Genomic DNA, 16,972 nt, shown 5'->3' with positions numbered 1-16,972 from the left:
GGTGTTGCGGAGCCGGCCGGCCGGCGGTCATCCGGTCGACCCGGTGCCGCCCCCGGCCGGAACGCGGGCGGGTCAGGCGGTGGGGACCTCGACGCCCAGCACGGCCTGCTCGTCGGGGCGGTGCACCAGCACGTCGGCCAGGTACGACTGCACCGCCGGACCCATCCCCACGTCCCGGCCGGCCCGCTCGGAGAGCAACCACTTGTGCTCGATGATCTGCGCGAAGACCTCCTGCGGCTCCAGCTTGTGCCGCAGGTGCGCGGGGACCGCCCGGACGACCGGCTCGAAGACCTCGGTCAGCCAGCGGTGGGCCGCCTGCTGCTCGTCGGTCAGGTCGCTCTCCACCCGGTAGGCGTCCAGGTCGTTGAGGAGCCGGCGGGCCTGGTTCTCCTCGGCGTCCAGCCCGGTGAGCCGGATCAGCCGCCGGGTGTGGTAGCCGGCGTCGACGACCTTCGGGCGAACCAGGTACCGCCCGTCGTCGACCGTCGACAGGGCCACCTCGGCCACGTCGAAGCCCAGGTCGTTGAGGCGGCGGATGCGGCGCTCGATGTCGTGCCGGGCCTCCCGCTCGACCTGCTGCTCGTAGGTGATCTCGTGCCAGAGCCGTTCGTAGCGCTGCACGACCTCCTCGCAGACCACCTCCGGGTCGATCGAGTCGTGCAGCAGCCCCGCCGCCTGGAGGTCCAGCGCCTCACCGAAGATGTTGACCCGGGCGATCTCCAGGTCCTCGCCGCGCTGCCCGTTGGACAGCGAACGGTGCAGCGCGCCGGTCTCGGCGTCGACCAGGTAGGCGGCGAACGCCCCGGCATCCCGCCGGAACAGGGTGTTCGACAGCGAGCAGTCACCCCAGAAGAAGCCCGTCAGGTGCATCCGGACCAGCAGCACGGCGAGGGCGTCGAGCAGCCGGCCCATCGTCTCCGGGCGCAACGTGCGGGAGAACAACGCCCGGTAGGGCAGCGAGAACTGGAGGTGCCTGGTGATCAGCACCGGGTCCAGCGGGGTGCCGTCGTCGGCCTGCCGGTCGGCCACGATCGCGATCGCCTCCACCGACGGGAAGTCGATCCGTTCCAGCGCCCGCAGCAGGTCGTACTCGCGTTCGGCGACCCGTTCCCCGGTCTCCTTGACCGCGTACACGTAGTCGCCGAGGCGGACGAACCGGACGATGTGCCGGGAGATGCCCTGCGGCAGCGCCACCAGGTGCCGGGCGGGCCACTGTTCCAGCGGAGTCGACCAGGGAAGGTCGAGCAGCGCCGGGTCGACGAGGGCCGAGGTGATCCGCACGGGGACAAGTGTGCCGGGTGTCCCCCGTCCGACGCTTCCCTTCGTGGTTCGACACACATCGACCCCGGGCCGTGCCGTCCCGACCACCGGGTCGGCCGGTAGCGTGATCGCGTGCGGGAGCGAACCACGAGGGTACGCGGCGGAGTGCGGCTCAGACCGGTCCGCCCGGCCGGCTGGTGGTACGACCTGCTGCTGCTCACCGCCCTGGTCGCGCTGACCTGGGCACTCGCCGCCGGCCACCTGTTCGGCGTCGACCGGGCGGTGGCCGACTGGGCCGACGGACACCGGCCGACCGCCGCCTACTGGGCCGCCCGGGTGCTCAACCTGCTCGGCCAGGGCACCCCGTTGACGCTGCTCGCCGCCGCCCTGGGGGTGCTGCTGGCCGTCCGGCTCCGCTCGGTGCGCCCGCTGCTGCCCCCGGTGGTCGCCTTCGCGCTCACCCTGCTGACCATCGGGCCGCTCAAGGTGTGGACGGCCCGCCCGGCCCCGAGCGCCAGCGTGAAGGAGCCGTTCCTGTCACCGGAGCAGACCCTGCCGCTGTTCCAGCACGAGCTGCCGGTGCGCTACGCGCAGTCGTACCCGTCGGGGCACGTGGCCAACGCGATCGTCTGGTACGGCGTGCTCGCCCTGCTGCTCGTCCCGCTGTTGCGTACCGTCGGCCGGCGGATGCCGCCCCGGCTGGCCACCGCCGTACGGGTGGTGCCGCCGCTGGTGGTCCTGTGCACCACCACCTACCTGGGCTGGCACTGGTTGACCGACTCGGTGGCCGGGCTGCTGCTGGGGCTGCTGCTGGACCGGCTGCTGCGCCGGATCCCCTGGGACGACCTGCCGCTACCGACCCGGCTGCGCGGCCGGGACCGCCCGTTCACCGCCGACCCGGGCCGGTCGCCCGATGGGGGCCGCCCGTTCACCTCCGCCCCGTAACCTGCCGGGGTGGATCGACTGCGGCGGCGGTTGGGCGTACCCGATGCGGTGGTGGTCGGGTTGGGGGCGATGCTCGGCGCGGGCGTGTTCGTGGTCTTCGCCCCGGCCGCCGCAGCGGCCGGGGGCACCGGGCTGCTGGTGGCGCTGGCGCTGGCCGGGTTCGTCGCCTACTGCAACGCGACCAGTTCGGCCCGGCTGGCGGCCCGCTATCCGGAATCCGGCGGCAGCTACGTCTACGGCCGGGAACGCCTCGGCCCGTTCGCCGGGTTCCTCGCCGGTTGGGGTTTCGTGGTCGGCAAGACGGCGAGTTGCGCGGCGATGGCGCTGACCATCGGAGCGTACCTGTGGCCGGGGCAGGCCCGGCCGGTCGCGGTCGGCGCGGTGCTCGCGGTGACCGCGGTGAACCTGCGCGGTGTCACCCGCACGGTCGCCGCCACCAAGGTGCTGGTGGTCGTGGTGCTGGCGGTGCTGGCCCTGGTCGCGGTGACCGGCCTGGCCGCCGGGGAGGTGCGGCTCGACCGGCTCGCCGAGGGCGGCGGTACGGCCCGGGGTGTGCTGACCGCCGCCGGGCTGCTCTTCTTCGCCTTCGCCGGGTACGCCCGGATCGCCACCCTCGGTGAGGAGGTCCGCGACCCGGCCCGCACGATTCCCCGGGCGGTGCCGCTGGCCCTCGGGGTGGTGCTGGCGGTCTACCTGGTCCTCGCCGTGGTCGCCGTCGGCGTGCTCGGCCCCGACCGGCTGGCCGCGTCCGTCGCGCCCCTGGCCGACGTGGTGACCGTCGCCGGGCTGCCCGGCCTGGCCTGGGTGGTCCGGGCCGGGGCGACGGTGGCGGTGACCGGGGTGCTGCTGTCCCTGCTCGCCGGGGTGGGCCGCACCCTGCTGGCGATGGCCCGCCGCCGGGACGTGCCGGGGGCGCTGGCCGCCGTGCACCAGGTGCACCGGGTCCCGCACCGCGCCGAGCTGACCGTGGCCGCCGTGGTGGTCGCGGTGGTGGCGCTCGGTGACGTCCGGGGCGCGATCGGCTTCTCCAGTTGCACGGTGCTGGTCTACTACGCGATCACCAACGCCGCCGCGTGGACGCTGGGCCGGGACCCGACCCGACGGCTGCCCACCCGGGCGCTCGCCGGGGCGGGGCTGGTCGGCTGCCTGCTACTCGCGGTCAGCCTGCCCACCGCCAGCGTGCTCGCCGGTTTCGGGGTGCTCGCCCTCGGCGCGCTCTGGTACGCCGTCCGCCCCCGCTAGTCACTCCTGCGGGTCACGTGAGGCCGGCACCCCGGCGGGCGGCGGCGGGGCCGGGGGCGGGGGCGGGGGCGGGGTGGTCTCGCTGAGCAGGGCGCTCAGCCCGGCCCGCCGGGCCACCACGGTCAGCCGGTCCCCCGCCGAGATCACCATCTGGGGGTCGGCCCGCCAGTCGGTCTTGTGGCCGGGCCGGGAGTGGGCCAGCAGGCGCACCTCGCCGGGGCGGGCCACCGCGCCGAGCGGGCGACCGTCCAGGGCCGCACCGGCCGTCACCGGCACCTCCACCACCAGCAGGGCGTGCCGGTCGACCGGGATGGTGGCGATCACCGCCCGGTCCAGCAGGGCGGCGGCGAACGACGGCGCGGCCAGGTAGGACACGCTGCGCGAGATGCCGATGCCGAACGCCCGCTGGATACGTTCGGCGAAGTCGCCGTCGAAGAGCCGCAGCACCACCCGCAGCTCCGGGTTGAGCACCCGGCCGTTCAGCGCGGCCCGCAGGTTGACCCCGTCGTCGGTGGAGACCACCACCAGCGCCTGGCAGTGTTCCACCGAGGCCGAACGGAGGGTCTCCTCGCGGGCGGCGTCCCCGACGATCAGGGGCACCCCCAGCCGCCGGGCCAGCGCCGCACCACGCGCCTCCGCGCTGCGGTCGATCGCCACCACCTCGACGCCGAAGTCGTGCAGTTGGGCCATCACCCGGGTGCCGATGTTGCCCAGGCCGACGACCACCACGTGCCCGGTGCGTTCCGGCTGGATGCGCCCGGCGTGCAGGGCCAGCCGGGCGTTGACGATGCCGTCGACCACCACGGCGGTGATCAGCGGGATCAGCGCCAGCCCGGCCAGGTTGAGCACCACCTGCATGATCTGGGCGGCGGCCGGTTTGGTGACGTCCGGGTCCTGGCCGCTGAGCGTGGTGACCAGGGTCAGGTAGAGCGCCTCCGTCCAGCTCACCGCGACCGCACGGGCGTTGAGCCAGCCGAGCAGGGCGATCACCCCGAGCAGGGTCAGCACCGCGATACCGATCTTGCGGGTGGCGAAGCTGCGGACCGCCCGCAGCAGCACCGCCAGGGGTCGCCGGCGACGCCGCGCCCGGACCAGCCGGCGGGCCGCCAGCTCGGTGCCGGCGGGCTGGCCGGTCGCCTCGGCGAGCACCACGTCGGCTGCCTGCTCGTCGGCGGGCAGCACCCGGACCAGTTCCGGATCGGTGGTGACGGCCAGCCCGCAGACCACGTCGGCGGGGCGGACGTCGGCGCGGCGGGCCACGTAGAGGGTGCGACCGCCGTGCCGGAAGTGGGTCGGGGCCACCTCACCGAGGGCGGCGGCGACGAACGCCGGGGCGGCCATCGAGGCGTCGGAGAGGACCGCCGAGTCGGGAAAGAGCTGCCGCAGGCCGTTGGCGAGGCTGGTGTTGAACATCCGGACCACCAGGCGCAGCCGGGGTTCGACCTCCTGCGCGCAGAGCGCGGCCTGCATGTTGCCCACGTCGTCCTGGTGCAGCAGGGCCAGGCCGTCCGCGCCGGCCAGGCCGGCCCGGCGGAAGGTCGACTCGTCGAGCCGGTCGGCCCGGATCACCTGTACCCCGTCGACGTCCCGCCCGTCGGGGCCCTCGGAGCGGCGGCGTTCCGGCACCACCAGGGTGATCCGGACCCGCCCGTGCGCCGGGTCGGTGCCGAGCAGCGCCCGCACCACCCAGTACGCCAGCGGGTCGTCGCCGCAGACCACGTAGTGCCCACGGGTGTCGCCGTTCATCCGTAACCGCCAGCCGGTCGCGCGCCGGGCCCGGTCCCGCAGGGGTTCGGCCATGCCCGGATGGTAGCCATCCGGTCGCCGGACACGCAGCCCTGGTGAGCGCACCGGACGGTACCGGTTGGGCGGGCAGGCATGGTGGGCGTGGCGGCGGGTAGAGCAGCGGACGTGCAGACGTTCCTGCCGTACCCGGACTTCCTGGCCAGTGCGCGGACCCTCGACCAGCGGCGGCTGGGCAAGCAGCGGGTCGAGGCGCTCCAGGTGCTGCGCGGGCTGACCCGGCCAGGTTACGGCTGGCGCAACCACCCGGCGGTGAAGATGTGGGCCGGTTACGAGGAGGCGTTGACCCGGTACGGGCTGGACGTGTGCGCGGTCTGGTCGGCGGCGGGCCGGGCGGACACCTGCGCGTCGACACTGGTCACCGACCTGACCGCCGCCCGGGGCCACGGCCGGGTCCGCAGCCAGGCGGAGTTGGCCGCCGTCGGTGAGCTGCCACCCTGGTTGGGCCGCGAGGACCTGCACCGCAGCCACCGCTCGGCGCTGCTGCGCAAGGACCCGGCGCACTACCGCCCGCAGTTCGGCGACGTGCCGTCCGACCTGGAGTACGTCTGGCCGCCGTCCGACCGTCCCCCGCTCGCCGCCGGTCGGCCGAACCCCGCCGACGACTCCGGTGGCGGCACCGCACCGGTCTGACCGGGCCGGATCGGGCCTGGTCGGGCAGACTGGGGGTCCCTCGGGTCGGAAGGTGCACATGGCGCTGTCGCAGAAGCTGGGCCGGCTCATCGGCGTACGCGAGCACGTGGTGGACCCGGGCGGGGGTGGCGCCCCCCGGGTGGCCCGACCGACCACGGCCGTGGTGGTGGGCGGCGGGATCGCCGGCATGTCGGCGGCGGTGGTGCTCGCCGAACGCGGGGTGGACGTCACCGTGCTGGAGGCCGCGCCGACGCTGGGCGGCCGGCTCGGCGCGTGGCCGGAGGCGCTCGCCGACGGCAGCCAGGTCAACGAGCACGGCTTCCACGCGTTCTTCCGGCAGTACTACAACTGGCGGTCGATCCTGCGGCGGGTCGAGCCGACGCTCGGTTTCCTCAAGCCGATTCCCGGCTATCCGATCCTGTCCGCGCAGTGGCCCACCGAGGAGTTCGGCCGGCTGCCCCCGGCCCCGCCGGCCAACCTGCTGGCGTTACTGCTGCGCAGCCCCAGCCTGCGCCTGGCCGACCTGCGCACGATGGACCGGGACGCCGCGTTGCCGCTGCTCAGCTACGACCCGGTACGCACCTACGCCGAGTTCGACGACACCACCGCCGACGCGCTGCTCGCCTCGCTGAAACTGCCCGACCGGGCGCGGGCGATGCTGTTCGAGGTCTTCTCGCACTCGTTCTTCAACCACGAGACCGAGATGTCGGCCGCCGAGATGATCGCCCAGTTCCACTTCTATCTGCTGGGCAACCCGGAGGGGTTGGCGTTCGACTGCCCCGACGAGGACTACGCCACGGCGATCTGGCAGCCGCTGACCCGGTACGTGGACAAGCACGGCGGCCGGGTGCACACCGGGGTCGCCGCCACCCGGCTGGACCGGGAACCGGACGGCTGGCGGGTGACCACCGCCGACGGCACCGTCCACTCCGCCGGGCAGGTGGTGCTGGCCGTCGACCCGCCCGCGCTGGCGGCGCTGGTCGCCGCCTCCCCCGGCCTGGTCACGGTGGCACCCGAGCTGGTGGCGCGGATGCCCGCGTTCGGTCGGCCCGGCCCGCCGTACGCGGTGGCGCGGTACTGGCTCGACGGGGACGTCCGGGCCGACCGGGCGGTGTTCAGCGGGGTGTCCCGACAGCCCACCCTGGACTCGGTGACCCTCTACCACCGGCTGGAGAACGAGTCCCGCCGCTGGGCGCAGCGCACCGGCGGCGCGGTGGTGGAGCTGCACGCGTACGCCTGCGACGAGGGGGTGCCGGCCGAGGAGCTGGCCGAGCGGATGCGCACCGAGCTGGTCACGCTCTGGCCGGAGGTCGGCGGGTTGGGGGTGCGGGAGCTGCGCGCCCGGGTCGAGGCGCAGGCCCCGGCGTTCACCCCGGGCAGCCACCCCGGCCGCCCCGGGGTACGCACCGACGCCGAGGGCCTCTACCTGGCCGGGGACGGCATCGGCACCGACTTCCCCAGCGCGTTGATGGAACGGTCGGCGGCGACCGGGATCATCGCCGCCAACCACATCCTGCGCGCTGCGGGGGCGGCCACCGAACCGGTCCGCTCCATCCGCCCCCGGGGACTGCTCGCCGGGAAGTGAACGGGGGCCCGCCCGGCCGGTGGGCCGGACGGTCAGCGCGCGGTGCCCTGGTACGCGTCCCGCATGAGCTGCTGCATGTCGTCGAGCATCGGCATCCGGGGGTTCGCCGGGGCGCACTGGTCCTCGTAGGCGTTGAGGGCCTGCTGCGGCAGCGCCGCCTCGAACGCGGCCCGGTCGACGCCGATCGCGGCGAACGACGGTTCGATGCCGACCGCGCCGCGCAGCCGTTCCACCGCGTCGGCCAGCGACGCCACCCCTTCCGCCGGGGTGCCCGCCGGCAGGCCGAGTTGGGTGGCGATCTCGGCGAACCGTTCCGGGGCCCGGTAGCTCTCGTAGCGCGGCCAGCCGGACAGCTTCGTCGGGACGGTGCCGTTGTAGCGGATCACGTGCGGCAGCAGCACCGCGTTGGTCCGGCCGTGGGCGATGTGGAACGTCGCGCCGAGGGTGTGCGACATGGCGTGCACGATGCCGAGGAAGGCGCTGCCGAACGCCATCCCGGCGATGGTGCCCGCGTTGTGCATCCGTTCCCGCGCCTCGGGGTCGGCGTCGACCACCGCCCGTTCCAGGTTGGCGAAGATCAGCCGGATGGCGTGCAGCGCCAGCCCGTCGGTGAAGTCGTTCGCGTACACCGACACGTACGCCTCGATGGCGTGGGTGAGGGCGTCGAAGCCGCTGTCGGCGGCGATGGTCGCCGGCATGCTGGCGGTCAGCACCGGGTCGACGATCGCCACGGTCGGGGTGAGCGCGTAGTCGGCCAGCGGGTACTTCTTGCCGGTCCGGTGGTCGGTGATCACCGCGAACGGGGTGACCTCCGCGCCCGTGCCCGACGTGGTCGGCACACAGACCAGCCGGGCCAGCGCGCCGAGGGTCGGGAAGGTGAAGGCGCGCTTGCGGATGTCGAAGAACTTCTCCCGCATGTCGTCGAAGACCACGTCCGGGTGCTCGTAGCGCAGCCACATCACCTTGGCCGCGTCCATCGCCGAGCCGCCGCCGAGGGCGACGATGGTGTCCGGCCGGAAGGCCCGCATCAGCGCGGCCCCCCGGTCGACGGTCTCGACGCTCGGCTCGGGCTCCACGTCGTCGATGATCTGCAGGGCGATCCGCCCGGGGCGGCGTTGCAGCACCCGGTTGATCCGGTCGACGAAGCCGAGCCGGGTCATGGTGGCGTCGGTGACCACGGTGACCCGGTGCACGTCGGGCATCTCGGCGAGGTAGCGGATCGCGTTCGCCTCGAAGAAGATCTTCGACGGGACCTTGAACCACTGCATGTTGTTGTTCCGCCGGCCGATCCGCTTGATGTTGAGCAGGTTCACCGCCGAGACGTTGTCCGACACCGAGGTACGGCCGTAGCTGCCGCAGCCCAGCGTCAGCGACGGCAGGAACGCGTTGTACATGTCGCCGATGCCGCCCTGCGAGGCCGGCGAGTTCCAGATGATCCGGACCGCCTTGACCCGGCGGCCGAACTCCTCCACCAGGTCCTCGTCGGCGGTGTGGATGACCGCGCTGTGCCCGAGGCCGTGGAACTCGACCATCTGCTCGGCGTACCGCAGGCCCTGCTCGCGGCTGTCGGCGCGGAGCACGGCCAGCACCGGGCAGAGCTTCTCCCGGGTCAGCGGCTCGTCGGGGCCGACCCGGTCGACCGCGACCAGGATGATCGAGGTGTCGGGGGCGACGGTGATCCCGGCGGCGTCGGCGATCCAGGCGGCGGTCCGGCCGACCACGTCGGGGTTGAGCTTGCCGGCGGGGAACAGCAGCGCCTCCAGTTTGGCCTTCTCGGCCGGGGTGGCCAGGTGGGCGTGCAGGGTGCGGAACTCCGCGATGGCGGCGTCGTGGATCGCCGCGTCGAGGATGACGGCCTGCTCGGAGGCGCAGATCATGCCGTTGTCGAACGACTTGGACAGCACGATGTCGTTGACCGCGCGCTTCAGCTTGGCGGTCGCCTCGATCCAGGCCGGCACGTTGCCCGCGCCCACACCGAGCGCCGGCTTCCCCGCCGAGTAGGCCGCCCGGACCATGGCGTTGCCGCCGGTGGCGAGGATGGTGGCGACGCCGGGGTGGTGCATCAGCGCGGTGGTCGCCTCGACCGACGGCTCCTCGATCCACTGGATGCAGTGCTCGGGGGCCCCGGCGGCGACGGCCGCGTCGCGTACCGTGCGGGCGGCCTCGACGCTGCACCGCTGCGCCGCCGGGTGGAAGGCGAAGATGATCGGGTTGCGGGTCTTGAGCGCCAGCAGCGCCTTGAAGATGGTGGTCGAGGTGGGGTTGGTGACCGGGGTGATCCCGGCGACCACGCCCACCGGGTCGGCGATCTCGACGATCCCGCTGATCTCGTCCCGGGCGATCACCCCGACGGTACGGGTCTTCGCCATGCTGTGCGTGACGTGCTCGCAGGCGAAGATGTTCTTCACCGCCTTGTCCTCGAACACCCCCCGACCGGTCTCGGCGACGGCGAGCTGGGCGAGGGCGGCGTGCCGGTCCAGCGCGGCCACCGACGCCTTGCCGACGATGTGGTCGATCTGCTCCTGGTCGTACCGGTCGTAGTCGGCCAGGGCCTTGAGGCCGTCGGCGACCAGGGCGTCGATCGTGGTGGCGAGTTCGGTCGACATGCTTTCACCTCGGCGGTTGGCGGCGTCTCGGACACCCTCAGCATCCATCGACGGCCGTCTCGGCGGTGGGGCGCAAGGACCCGTCCGACGGTGGCCAAAGGTCCCGTCGTCACGCCCGTCCCGGGCACCTCCGGGTCGACCGAAGGTCCCGATGTCACGCGGCGGGCACGCAGCGTCGCCTACCCGACACCGCGCCCCGTCGCCCCCGTCCACCATGATTCGCATGACGGGACCGCGAAGGGCCTACACGTTGCTCGCCGTGGCCGCCGTCGGGGTGGCGGTGCTGGCCTGGCGGATCGGGGTCGACAAGGCCAATGCCCTGGTGGGCCTGGCCGGCGTCTTCGCCGCGAGCGCGCTCGGGCTGTTGTCCCTGTTCAGCGCGATCGACCCACGACTGTCCCGGGCGGCGACGGACGCCGCCGCCCTGCCGCCGGGGTCCACCCCGCCCGCGTCCGACGCACCGACCGGAGCAGACGCCACTCCGTCGGCCCCGGGGTTGCGCCGCCGCTGGCGACGCTGGCGGCTGCCGGCCGGGATCGCCGCGCTGCTGCTGGTGATCGTCAGTACGGTGACCGTGCTCTCCTGGCCGACGGACCGCACGCCGGACGCGCGCAGCGCCTCCCCCACGACCTCCGTCGACGCTTCGTCGGCCGACCCCGGCGTCACGGCGACCCCGGTCGGGCCGACGCCCTCCGCCGATCCGTCCGGGGCGACGCCCGCCACCACCCCGGCGACCCCGGATCCCGGCCCGGACGGGCCCACGGCCGGCCCGGGCCCGACCCCCACGGCCCGGCCGACGCCCGCCCCCGGGCCGGTCGAACGGGACTGGGTGCCGCCGAAGGACGCGCCGCACTGGAAGCTGCTCGACGGGGACTCGGTCTACTTCCTGCCGAAGCCCCGACTGGCGAAGGGCACCGGTTCCGGCACCCTGATCTTCCAGGGGAAGGACCACCAGCTCGCCCTCTACAACTGGACCGACGACCCGACCGACCTCAGCTACGAGGGCTGCCGGAATCCGAAGGCGCAGCGCTATTCGAGCATCGACCTCGAACAGCTCGAACCCACCCCGGTCACCTACTGCCAGCCCGACCCGGGCGACCCGACGGTGGTCAACTACGTCCGGATCGACCACAACCGCTACCAGGCGACGCCGGCCTCGGTCGACGTGACCGTCTGGTCGGTCCGCTCGTAACCAGGTCTGCCGGTCCGGCAGCTCGCAAGCGGAGGGCACGGCCGGCGGGTGGCATCGAAATGCGTTGCCCGCCCGCGCCGCCGCGCCTACCGTGATCCGCGCAAGGCCAACCAGTCGAACCGGGAGCACGCCATGACGTCGCCGCAGCTCACCAGCGCGTGGTCGACGCTACCCGTCGACGGTGACCGAGCCGAACACCCCCGGGACGGGGAACCCGACTGACGCGTGCCGCACGTGCCGGCCGCCCCGTCCCACCGTGGACCGGGTGGCCTTCGTCGTCCGGGCCGACCGACAGACCGATCGACCCACCGACCGCGAAGGGAGAGCCCGGTGGACGCCGTCCTCGTCATCAACGCCGACCTCGGCCCACTGCACCGGGTCACCGTCCAACACGCGATCCGGATGCTGTGCCGTCGGGTCGCCGAGATCCACGAGGCCGAGCCGGACCGGGTGATCGGGGTCTTCCCCGTCCCCCGGGTGGTCCGGCTCGTCCGGTACGTCGTCACCCGCTGGCGGTTCAGCGCCGGCCCGGCCTGGTCCCGGGCGGGGGTGCTGCGCCGCGACGGTGGGCGGTGCGCGTACTGCGGCGGGCCGGCCAGCACCGTCGACCACGTGCTGCCCCGCTCACGCGGCGGTGGCAACACCTGGCGGAACACCACCGCCGCCTGCTACCCGTGCAACCAGCGCAAGGGTGACCGGACGCCGGCCGAGGCGGACATGCCGCTGCGGCGGGCACCGGCGACGCCGAGCTGGGCGAGCCTCGCCGGGCGGTGACCGGACCGGCCGGCGGGCACAGGGGGTCGCGTCGGGGTACGCCCCGGCGCGACGCCCGCCGGCCCCCACCGCCCCGCCCCACCCAGGGGAACGGGCCCCGCAATCGGTGGCAGCCGGGCGGACCGGATCAGTGACCGGCGGCCGGCGACCAGGGAAAGTCGGGCGGGCGGCGTTCGTGGTGGGCGGCGACGCCCTCGCGGGCCTCGCCACTGTCGCGTGCCTTGCGGTGCCACCAGGCGATCCTCGCCGGCCCGGCCCGGTCGTCGATGATCTCCTTGGCGGCGGCGATACTGAGCTGGGAGCGGGCGGCGATGGCCCCGGTGATCGCGGACACCCGGCCGGGCAGGTCGTCGACCACCTCGTCGGCCAGGCCGACCCGCAGCGCCCGTTCGGCGTCGATCAGCTCGGCGGTGAAGATCAGGAACTTGGCCGTGGACGGGCCGACGAGCCGGGTCAGCCGCCTGGTGGTGGGTGCCGGGTAGACCAGCCCGAGCCGGGCCGGCGGCACCCCGAACCGGGCGTCCGGGGCGGCGATCCGCAGGTCGCAGGCGACCGCGAGCAGGCATCCACCGCCCACGCACGGGCCCTGCACCGCCGCGACGGTGGGCTTGGCGAACGCGGCCAACCGTTCCTCGGCGGCGACCGCGATGCCCGCGTCCCCGTTCGCGTCCAGCAGCTCGTCGAAGTCGCCGAGGTCGGCACCGGCGCAGAACGCCCCGTCAGCGCCGGTGAGCACCAGGGCGCGGACCGCCGGGTCGGCCTCCAGCCCGTCCAGCAGCACCGGCAGCCGCCGCCACATGGCAGGCGTCATCGCGTTGCGCCGGGCCGGGTTACGGATCGTCACCGTCGCCACCGCGCCGGTCACCCCGACGGTCAACTCCGCGTCCGACACCGTCGTAACCCCTCTCGTCGCGTCACCGGTGCGGCGACCATAACGGCGCGGGCCCGGCGACCACCCAGGAGGGGTGGCCGCCGGGCCCACCGACGCAGGGGTCAGGTCAGGACACGTCGAGCGCCGTGTCGTCGACCACGAAGGACGTCCGCAGCGAGGCGTCCTCGGTGCCGGTGAACTTCAGGGTCACGCTCTGGCCGGCGTACGCGGCCAGCGAGAACGAGCGCTGGGTGTACCCGGTGGCCTTGTTCAGGTTCGAGTAGGTCGCCAGGGTCGCCAGCACGGTGCCCGAGGAGTTGAGCACCTGCACGGTCAGCTTGTCGTACGCGGTCGTGGTGGTGACCTCCCGGCTGTCGATGTGCAGCCAGAAGCTGAAGTTGTACGTCGAGCAGCCCGCCGGCACGCTCACCGACTGGGAGAGCGTCTCGGTCAGGGTGCCACCGGTGCCGCCCAGCCAGGCGTTCCAGGTGCCACCGTGGGTGGGCTGGCTGGCGCCGTTCTGCCCGATGACGCCGGTGCTGGCCGCCCAGACCGTGTTGCCGGACTCGAAGCCGGGGTTGCCCAGCTTCTGGCCGGCGGTGCAGGTGCCACCGACGCTGCTCACGACCAGCGTGTAGCTGGCCGAGTGGGCCACCGCGCCGGTGCCGGTGACCGTCACCGGGTAGCTGCCGGCCGGGGTGCTGGCCGAGGTGGCGATGGTCAGGGTCGACGCGGCACCCGAGGTCACCGAGGCCGGGCTGAACGTCGCGGTCGCGCCGGTCGGCAGGCCGGACGCGGAGAACGTGACGGTCTGCGCGGTGCCGCTGGTGGTCGCGGTGGCGACGGTGGTGGCGACCGAACCGCCCGCGGTCACCGAACCGGAGGTCGGGGAGAGCGAGACGGAGAAGTCGTTACCGGTCGAGGAGCAGGGGGCGTCGCTGCCGGAGACGGCGACCGCGGTCCACGCCGCCTGGACGGCCTTGTACTCGGTGGAGCAGCTGCCGTACAGGTCGGTGGCCGCCTTCAGGCTGTACGCACGGGCGGTGTTCGACGGGGTGCTGGTGTTGACGTACGACGTGTTGGAGGTGAAGTACACGTCCAGGGCGCGGAACCAGATCTTCTCGGCCTTCTCCCGGCCGATGCCGGTGACCGCCGGGGCGGAGCCGCAGACCGGCGAGGTGCCGTACGACGTGGCGCCGGTGCCCTCGGCGAGGTTGAAGAAGAAGTGGTTGCCGACGCCGGAGGAGTAGTGCACGTCCTTGTTCTTGGTGCTGGTGGTCCAGCACGAGTCGGACGAGCCGTCCAGCGACGGGTTGTACATGTAGCGCAGCGGGGTGCCGTTGCCGTTGATGTTGATCTTCTCGCCGACCTGGTAGTCGCCCGGGTCGCTCGGCGCGGCGGCGTAAAACTCCACCATGTTGCCGAAGATGTCGCTGGTGGCCTCGTTGAGGCCGCCCGACTCGCCGGAGTAGACCAGGCCGGAGACGGCCTCGGTGACGCCGTGGCTCATCTCGTGGCCGGCCACGTCGAGGGAGACCAGCGGCCGGGAGTTGCTGGCGCCGTCGCCGTAGGTCATCTGGGCGCCGTCCCAGAAGGCGTTGATGTAGTTGCGGCCGTAGTGGACCCGGCTCGGCACGCCGGTGCCGTTGCCGAAGATGCCGTTGCGGCCGTGCACGTTCTTGAAGTAGTCGAACGTCTTGGCCGCGCCGAAGTGGGCGTCGACGCCGGCGGACTGCCGGTTGCTGTTGGTGCCGTCGCCCCAGACGTTGTCGGCGTCGGTGAACGTGGTGCAGGTGGTGGTGCCGTTGTTCATGTCACAGGTGCGCCCGTTGCCGTGCGACGGGTCGATCATCTGGTAGGTGCTGCCGGAGAGCGTGGTGTCGATGCTGACCGAGCCGGTGTAGATGCCCTGGCCGCTGCCGACCACCGACTCGATCTCGTCGTGCGCGCCGACGACCCGGCCGGTGCTGGCGTCGGTGATGACGTGCAGCTTCGACGGGGTCTGCTGGTCGGCCTTCCAGCCGGACAGCACGGTCTCCCAGGCGAGCATGCCCTTGCCGGAGGTGGCGTCGACGAAGAGTTCCGGCGTACCCACCTCGGTGATCGTGCCGGAGAACGCCTTGCGGGCCGTCGCGGCGGCCGACGCCGCGCTGATCTTGGCGGTGGTGCCGAGGGTCAGCGGGGCGGCCAGGCCGACCGAGGTGCCGGCGAGGGTGCCGTCGGGCGCGGTGTGGATGACGAAGTCACCGCCGTACACCCGCAGCCCCTGGTAGGTACGTGTGTACCGGACGTGTGCCGCACCGTTGGCGTCGACCTTGGTGCGGACCGCCTGGTACGCCTCCGCGCCGGTGCCCTGGACCGCGCCCGGGTTGCTGCGCAGCAGGCTCTCGGCGCGGGCGGCGGGGGCGGCATCGGGGGCGGGGGCGGGGGGAGCCGCGTGCGCTGCGGTGGCGACGCAGGTCAGCATTCCGCTGGTGAGCAGAGCTGCGCTGACGGCGGCGAGGGGTCTTTTCACGTGCCCTCCTGGCAAGGGAAAGATGTGACGGGGGTAGTCACGCATGTAGATATAGCGATACACCCGGGAAAAGAGAAGGGATGGAGCGGTTCCATGACACGACACTGGCCGAACGGAGGAGGGGCCCTACCCGGGGAACCGATTGACGTCGATGCACGTCCGATCGGGATGAGATCACCCGCCCTGCTCCTGGCAACCGTCACGACCGCCGCCGCGCTACTGACCGGCTGCTCAGCGGCCGAGCCGGGAACCCCTGCGTCACCAGCGGCCACGACCGCTCCGACCTCCGACGGGACCGCCGCCGCAGGCACCCCGACCGGGGCCCCGGCGACCGGCACGCCCGGCGACCCCGGCACCCGGGGAACCGGGGCGGACCGGGTCGTCCTGACCCGCTCCGGCGGTTTCGCCGGTAACCGGGACACGGTGACCGTCGAGCCCGACGGCCGGTGGACCACGACCGACCGGGCCGGCGCGACGCGTACCGGCCGGCTCGACTCGGCGGCGCTCGACCGGCTCCGGATGCTCATCGGCCCGGCAACCCGCGACCATGCCGGCGTCCTGTCCGACGACGGCTGCGCCGACACGTACCGCTATCAGCTCGCCGTCGGCGCCACCCACGTCGACTGGACCGACTGCCCGACCGGCCCGCAGCCACCCGCCGCCACGCGGGAACTGGCCGCGCTGCTGATGAAGACCACCACCACCGGCTGACCACGAAGGTCGTTTCCCGCGTCCGGCCAGCGGTCGCGTCGGCGGTGGCGCGGCTCACGGCGGCCCGCGCGGGCGGAAGCCGCCCGGGGTGACACTGGTCGGATAACCTACCCGCTCCGATTCGTGCGAGGAGCGTTGTGCCGAAGAGACGACCCGCCGGTCCGCGCCACCCGCTCGACCCGACCGTCCCACACCGCCCGTCGCGCCCGCACCTCCCCCTCGGCCTACCGCGCGCGTCCGGGCCGGCCGGCCTGCGCCGGACGCTCGGCCGGATCGGGTCGCTGCCGGCGGTGGTCGCCACCGTCCTGGCCACGGGGTGCGCGGTCGCCGACGTCGAACGGGCCTCCGTGCCCACTCCGACACCGGTGGCGCGGACGTTGCGGACCCCGGACACCCTGCTGGGGCTGCCCCGCACGGGCACGCCACTGCCCGCCGGGCTGCCCCGGTTCCGGCTCAACGAGCTGACCCGCGAGGCTTCCCCGGCCACCAGCACCGTCGAGGGGGTCTACGGACAGGGTCGACCCACCCCGGAGACGATCGTGGTGAGCGCCGTCTCGGGCACCATCGCCGACCCGCAGGCCATGCTGGACCGGCTGCTCAAGCCGTACCGGGTTCCGAAGCCCCGGTCGGTGGAGTTCGGCAGGTACGGCGGCGAGGCCCGGTGCGGGCGCGGGCGGACCGCCGACCAGGGCCACCTCACCGCCTGCGCCTGGGCCGATCCCGAGGTCGCCGGGGTGGTGGTCTTCCTGACCGCCACCAAGCAGCCGGACCGCAAGGAAGACTTCATCACCATCCGGGACGAACTGGAACAGCCCACCGGCTGACCAGCCCGCCA

At 73.5% G+C, this 16,972-nt stretch carries 13 protein-coding genes; 8 read left to right on the top strand and 5 right to left on the bottom strand.

Going from position 1 to position 16,972, the window contains the following annotated elements:
• Window positions 1-72: 72 nt before the first annotated feature.
• Window positions 73-1,281: a DUF4032 domain-containing protein gene (locus JQN84_RS06465; RefSeq protein ID WP_204957522.1), complete on the bottom strand. Its 1,209-nt coding sequence runs from the start codon at window positions 1,279-1,281 to the stop codon at window positions 73-75.
• 144 nt (window positions 1,282-1,425) lie between these two features.
• On the opposite strand from JQN84_RS06465, the gene JQN84_RS06460 reads away from it, so the two are divergent.
• A complete protein-coding gene (locus JQN84_RS06460) occupies window positions 1,426-2,205 on the top strand; it encodes a phosphatase PAP2 family protein (protein ID WP_204958153.1) in 780 nt (259 codons plus the stop codon).
• Between the two features lie 9 nt (window positions 2,206-2,214).
• On the top strand, window positions 2,215-3,447 hold the full coding sequence (locus tag JQN84_RS06455) for an APC family permease (protein WP_204957521.1): 1,233 nt from the start codon (window positions 2,215-2,217) through the stop codon (window positions 3,445-3,447).
• Here the strand turns inward: JQN84_RS06455 and JQN84_RS06450 are convergent, their stop codons facing one another.
• Complete coding sequence (locus tag JQN84_RS06450; RefSeq protein WP_239484954.1) at window positions 3,448-5,247, bottom strand: potassium channel protein; 1,800 nt, start codon at window positions 5,245-5,247, stop codon at window positions 3,448-3,450.
• Between the two features lie 111 nt (window positions 5,248-5,358).
• Between JQN84_RS06450 and JQN84_RS06445 the strand changes: the two genes are divergently transcribed.
• A complete protein-coding gene (locus tag JQN84_RS06445) occupies window positions 5,359-5,883 on the top strand; it encodes an MSMEG_6728 family protein (protein WP_204957520.1) in 525 nt (174 codons plus the stop codon).
• A gap of 58 nt (window positions 5,884-5,941) precedes the next feature.
• The gene (locus JQN84_RS06440) at window positions 5,942-7,468 is read left to right on the top strand and encodes an FAD-dependent oxidoreductase (protein ID WP_204957519.1); all 1,527 of its coding nucleotides are present in this window, start codon (window positions 5,942-5,944) and stop codon (window positions 7,466-7,468) included.
• A 32-nt stretch (window positions 7,469-7,500) separates the two neighbouring features.
• On the opposite strand, the gene adhE is transcribed toward JQN84_RS06440, so the two are convergent.
• On the bottom strand, window positions 7,501-10,074 hold the full coding sequence (gene adhE / locus JQN84_RS06435; protein WP_204957518.1) for a bifunctional acetaldehyde-CoA/alcohol dehydrogenase: 2,574 nt from the start codon (window positions 10,072-10,074) through the stop codon (window positions 7,501-7,503).
• A gap of 223 nt (window positions 10,075-10,297) precedes the next feature.
• Here adhE and JQN84_RS06430 point away from each other — a divergent pair, with 223 nt between their 5' ends.
• Window positions 10,298-11,266, top strand: coding sequence for a hypothetical protein (locus JQN84_RS06430; RefSeq protein WP_204957517.1), 969 nt, complete (start codon window positions 10,298-10,300; stop codon window positions 11,264-11,266).
• 330 nt (window positions 11,267-11,596) lie between these two features.
• Window positions 11,597-12,040, top strand: coding sequence for an HNH endonuclease (locus JQN84_RS06425; RefSeq protein WP_204957516.1), 444 nt, complete (start codon window positions 11,597-11,599; stop codon window positions 12,038-12,040).
• 127 nt (window positions 12,041-12,167) lie between these two features.
• Here the strand turns inward: JQN84_RS06425 and JQN84_RS06420 are convergent, their stop codons facing one another.
• Together JQN84_RS06420 and JQN84_RS06415 are read right to left on the bottom strand one after the other, a co-directional pair.
• On the bottom strand, window positions 12,168-12,932 hold the full coding sequence (locus JQN84_RS06420) for an enoyl-CoA hydratase/isomerase family protein (protein ID WP_204957515.1): 765 nt from the start codon (window positions 12,930-12,932) through the stop codon (window positions 12,168-12,170).
• Window positions 12,933-13,038: 106 nt separating this feature from the next.
• Window positions 13,039-15,426, bottom strand: coding sequence for a M4 family metallopeptidase (locus JQN84_RS06415; protein WP_204957514.1), 2,388 nt, complete (start codon window positions 15,424-15,426; stop codon window positions 13,039-13,041).
• A gap of 168 nt (window positions 15,427-15,594) precedes the next feature.
• Between JQN84_RS06415 and JQN84_RS06410 the strand changes: the two genes are divergently transcribed.
• Both JQN84_RS06410 and JQN84_RS06405 read left to right on the top strand, forming a co-directional pair.
• A complete protein-coding gene (locus JQN84_RS06410) occupies window positions 15,595-16,137 on the top strand; it encodes a hypothetical protein (RefSeq protein ID WP_204957513.1) in 543 nt (180 codons plus the stop codon).
• A 137-nt stretch (window positions 16,138-16,274) separates the two neighbouring features.
• Window positions 16,275-16,961, top strand: coding sequence for a hypothetical protein (locus tag JQN84_RS06405; protein ID WP_204957512.1), 687 nt, complete (start codon window positions 16,275-16,277; stop codon window positions 16,959-16,961).
• Window positions 16,962-16,972 lie beyond the last annotated feature (11 nt).

Origin of the sequence: Micromonospora humidisoli (genome assembly GCF_016900955.1) — a bacterium.
GTDB lineage: Bacteria > Actinomycetota > Actinomycetes > Mycobacteriales > Micromonosporaceae > Micromonospora > Micromonospora wenchangensis.
The sequence above is the reverse complement of the archived record's forward strand: the minus strand, read 5'-3'. Positions and strand labels throughout refer to the sequence as shown.

What these genes read in the sequence shown, in the direction of transcription:
- JQN84_RS06450 (WP_239484954.1), bottom strand. Translation starts at nt 5,247, where the DNA reads ATGGCCGAACCCCTGCGGGACCGGGCCCGGCGCGCGACCGGCTGGCGG.
- JQN84_RS06440 (WP_204957519.1), top strand. Translation starts at nt 5,942, where the DNA reads ATGGCGCTGTCGCAGAAGCTGGGCCGGCTCATCGGCGTACGCGAGCAC.
- adhE (WP_204957518.1), bottom strand. Translation starts at nt 10,074, where the DNA reads ATGTCGACCGAACTCGCCACCACGATCGACGCCCTGGTCGCCGACGGC.
- JQN84_RS06430 (WP_204957517.1), top strand. Translation starts at nt 10,298, where the DNA reads ATGACGGGACCGCGAAGGGCCTACACGTTGCTCGCCGTGGCCGCCGTC.
- JQN84_RS06410 (WP_204957513.1), top strand. Translation starts at nt 15,595, where the DNA reads ATGAGATCACCCGCCCTGCTCCTGGCAACCGTCACGACCGCCGCCGCG.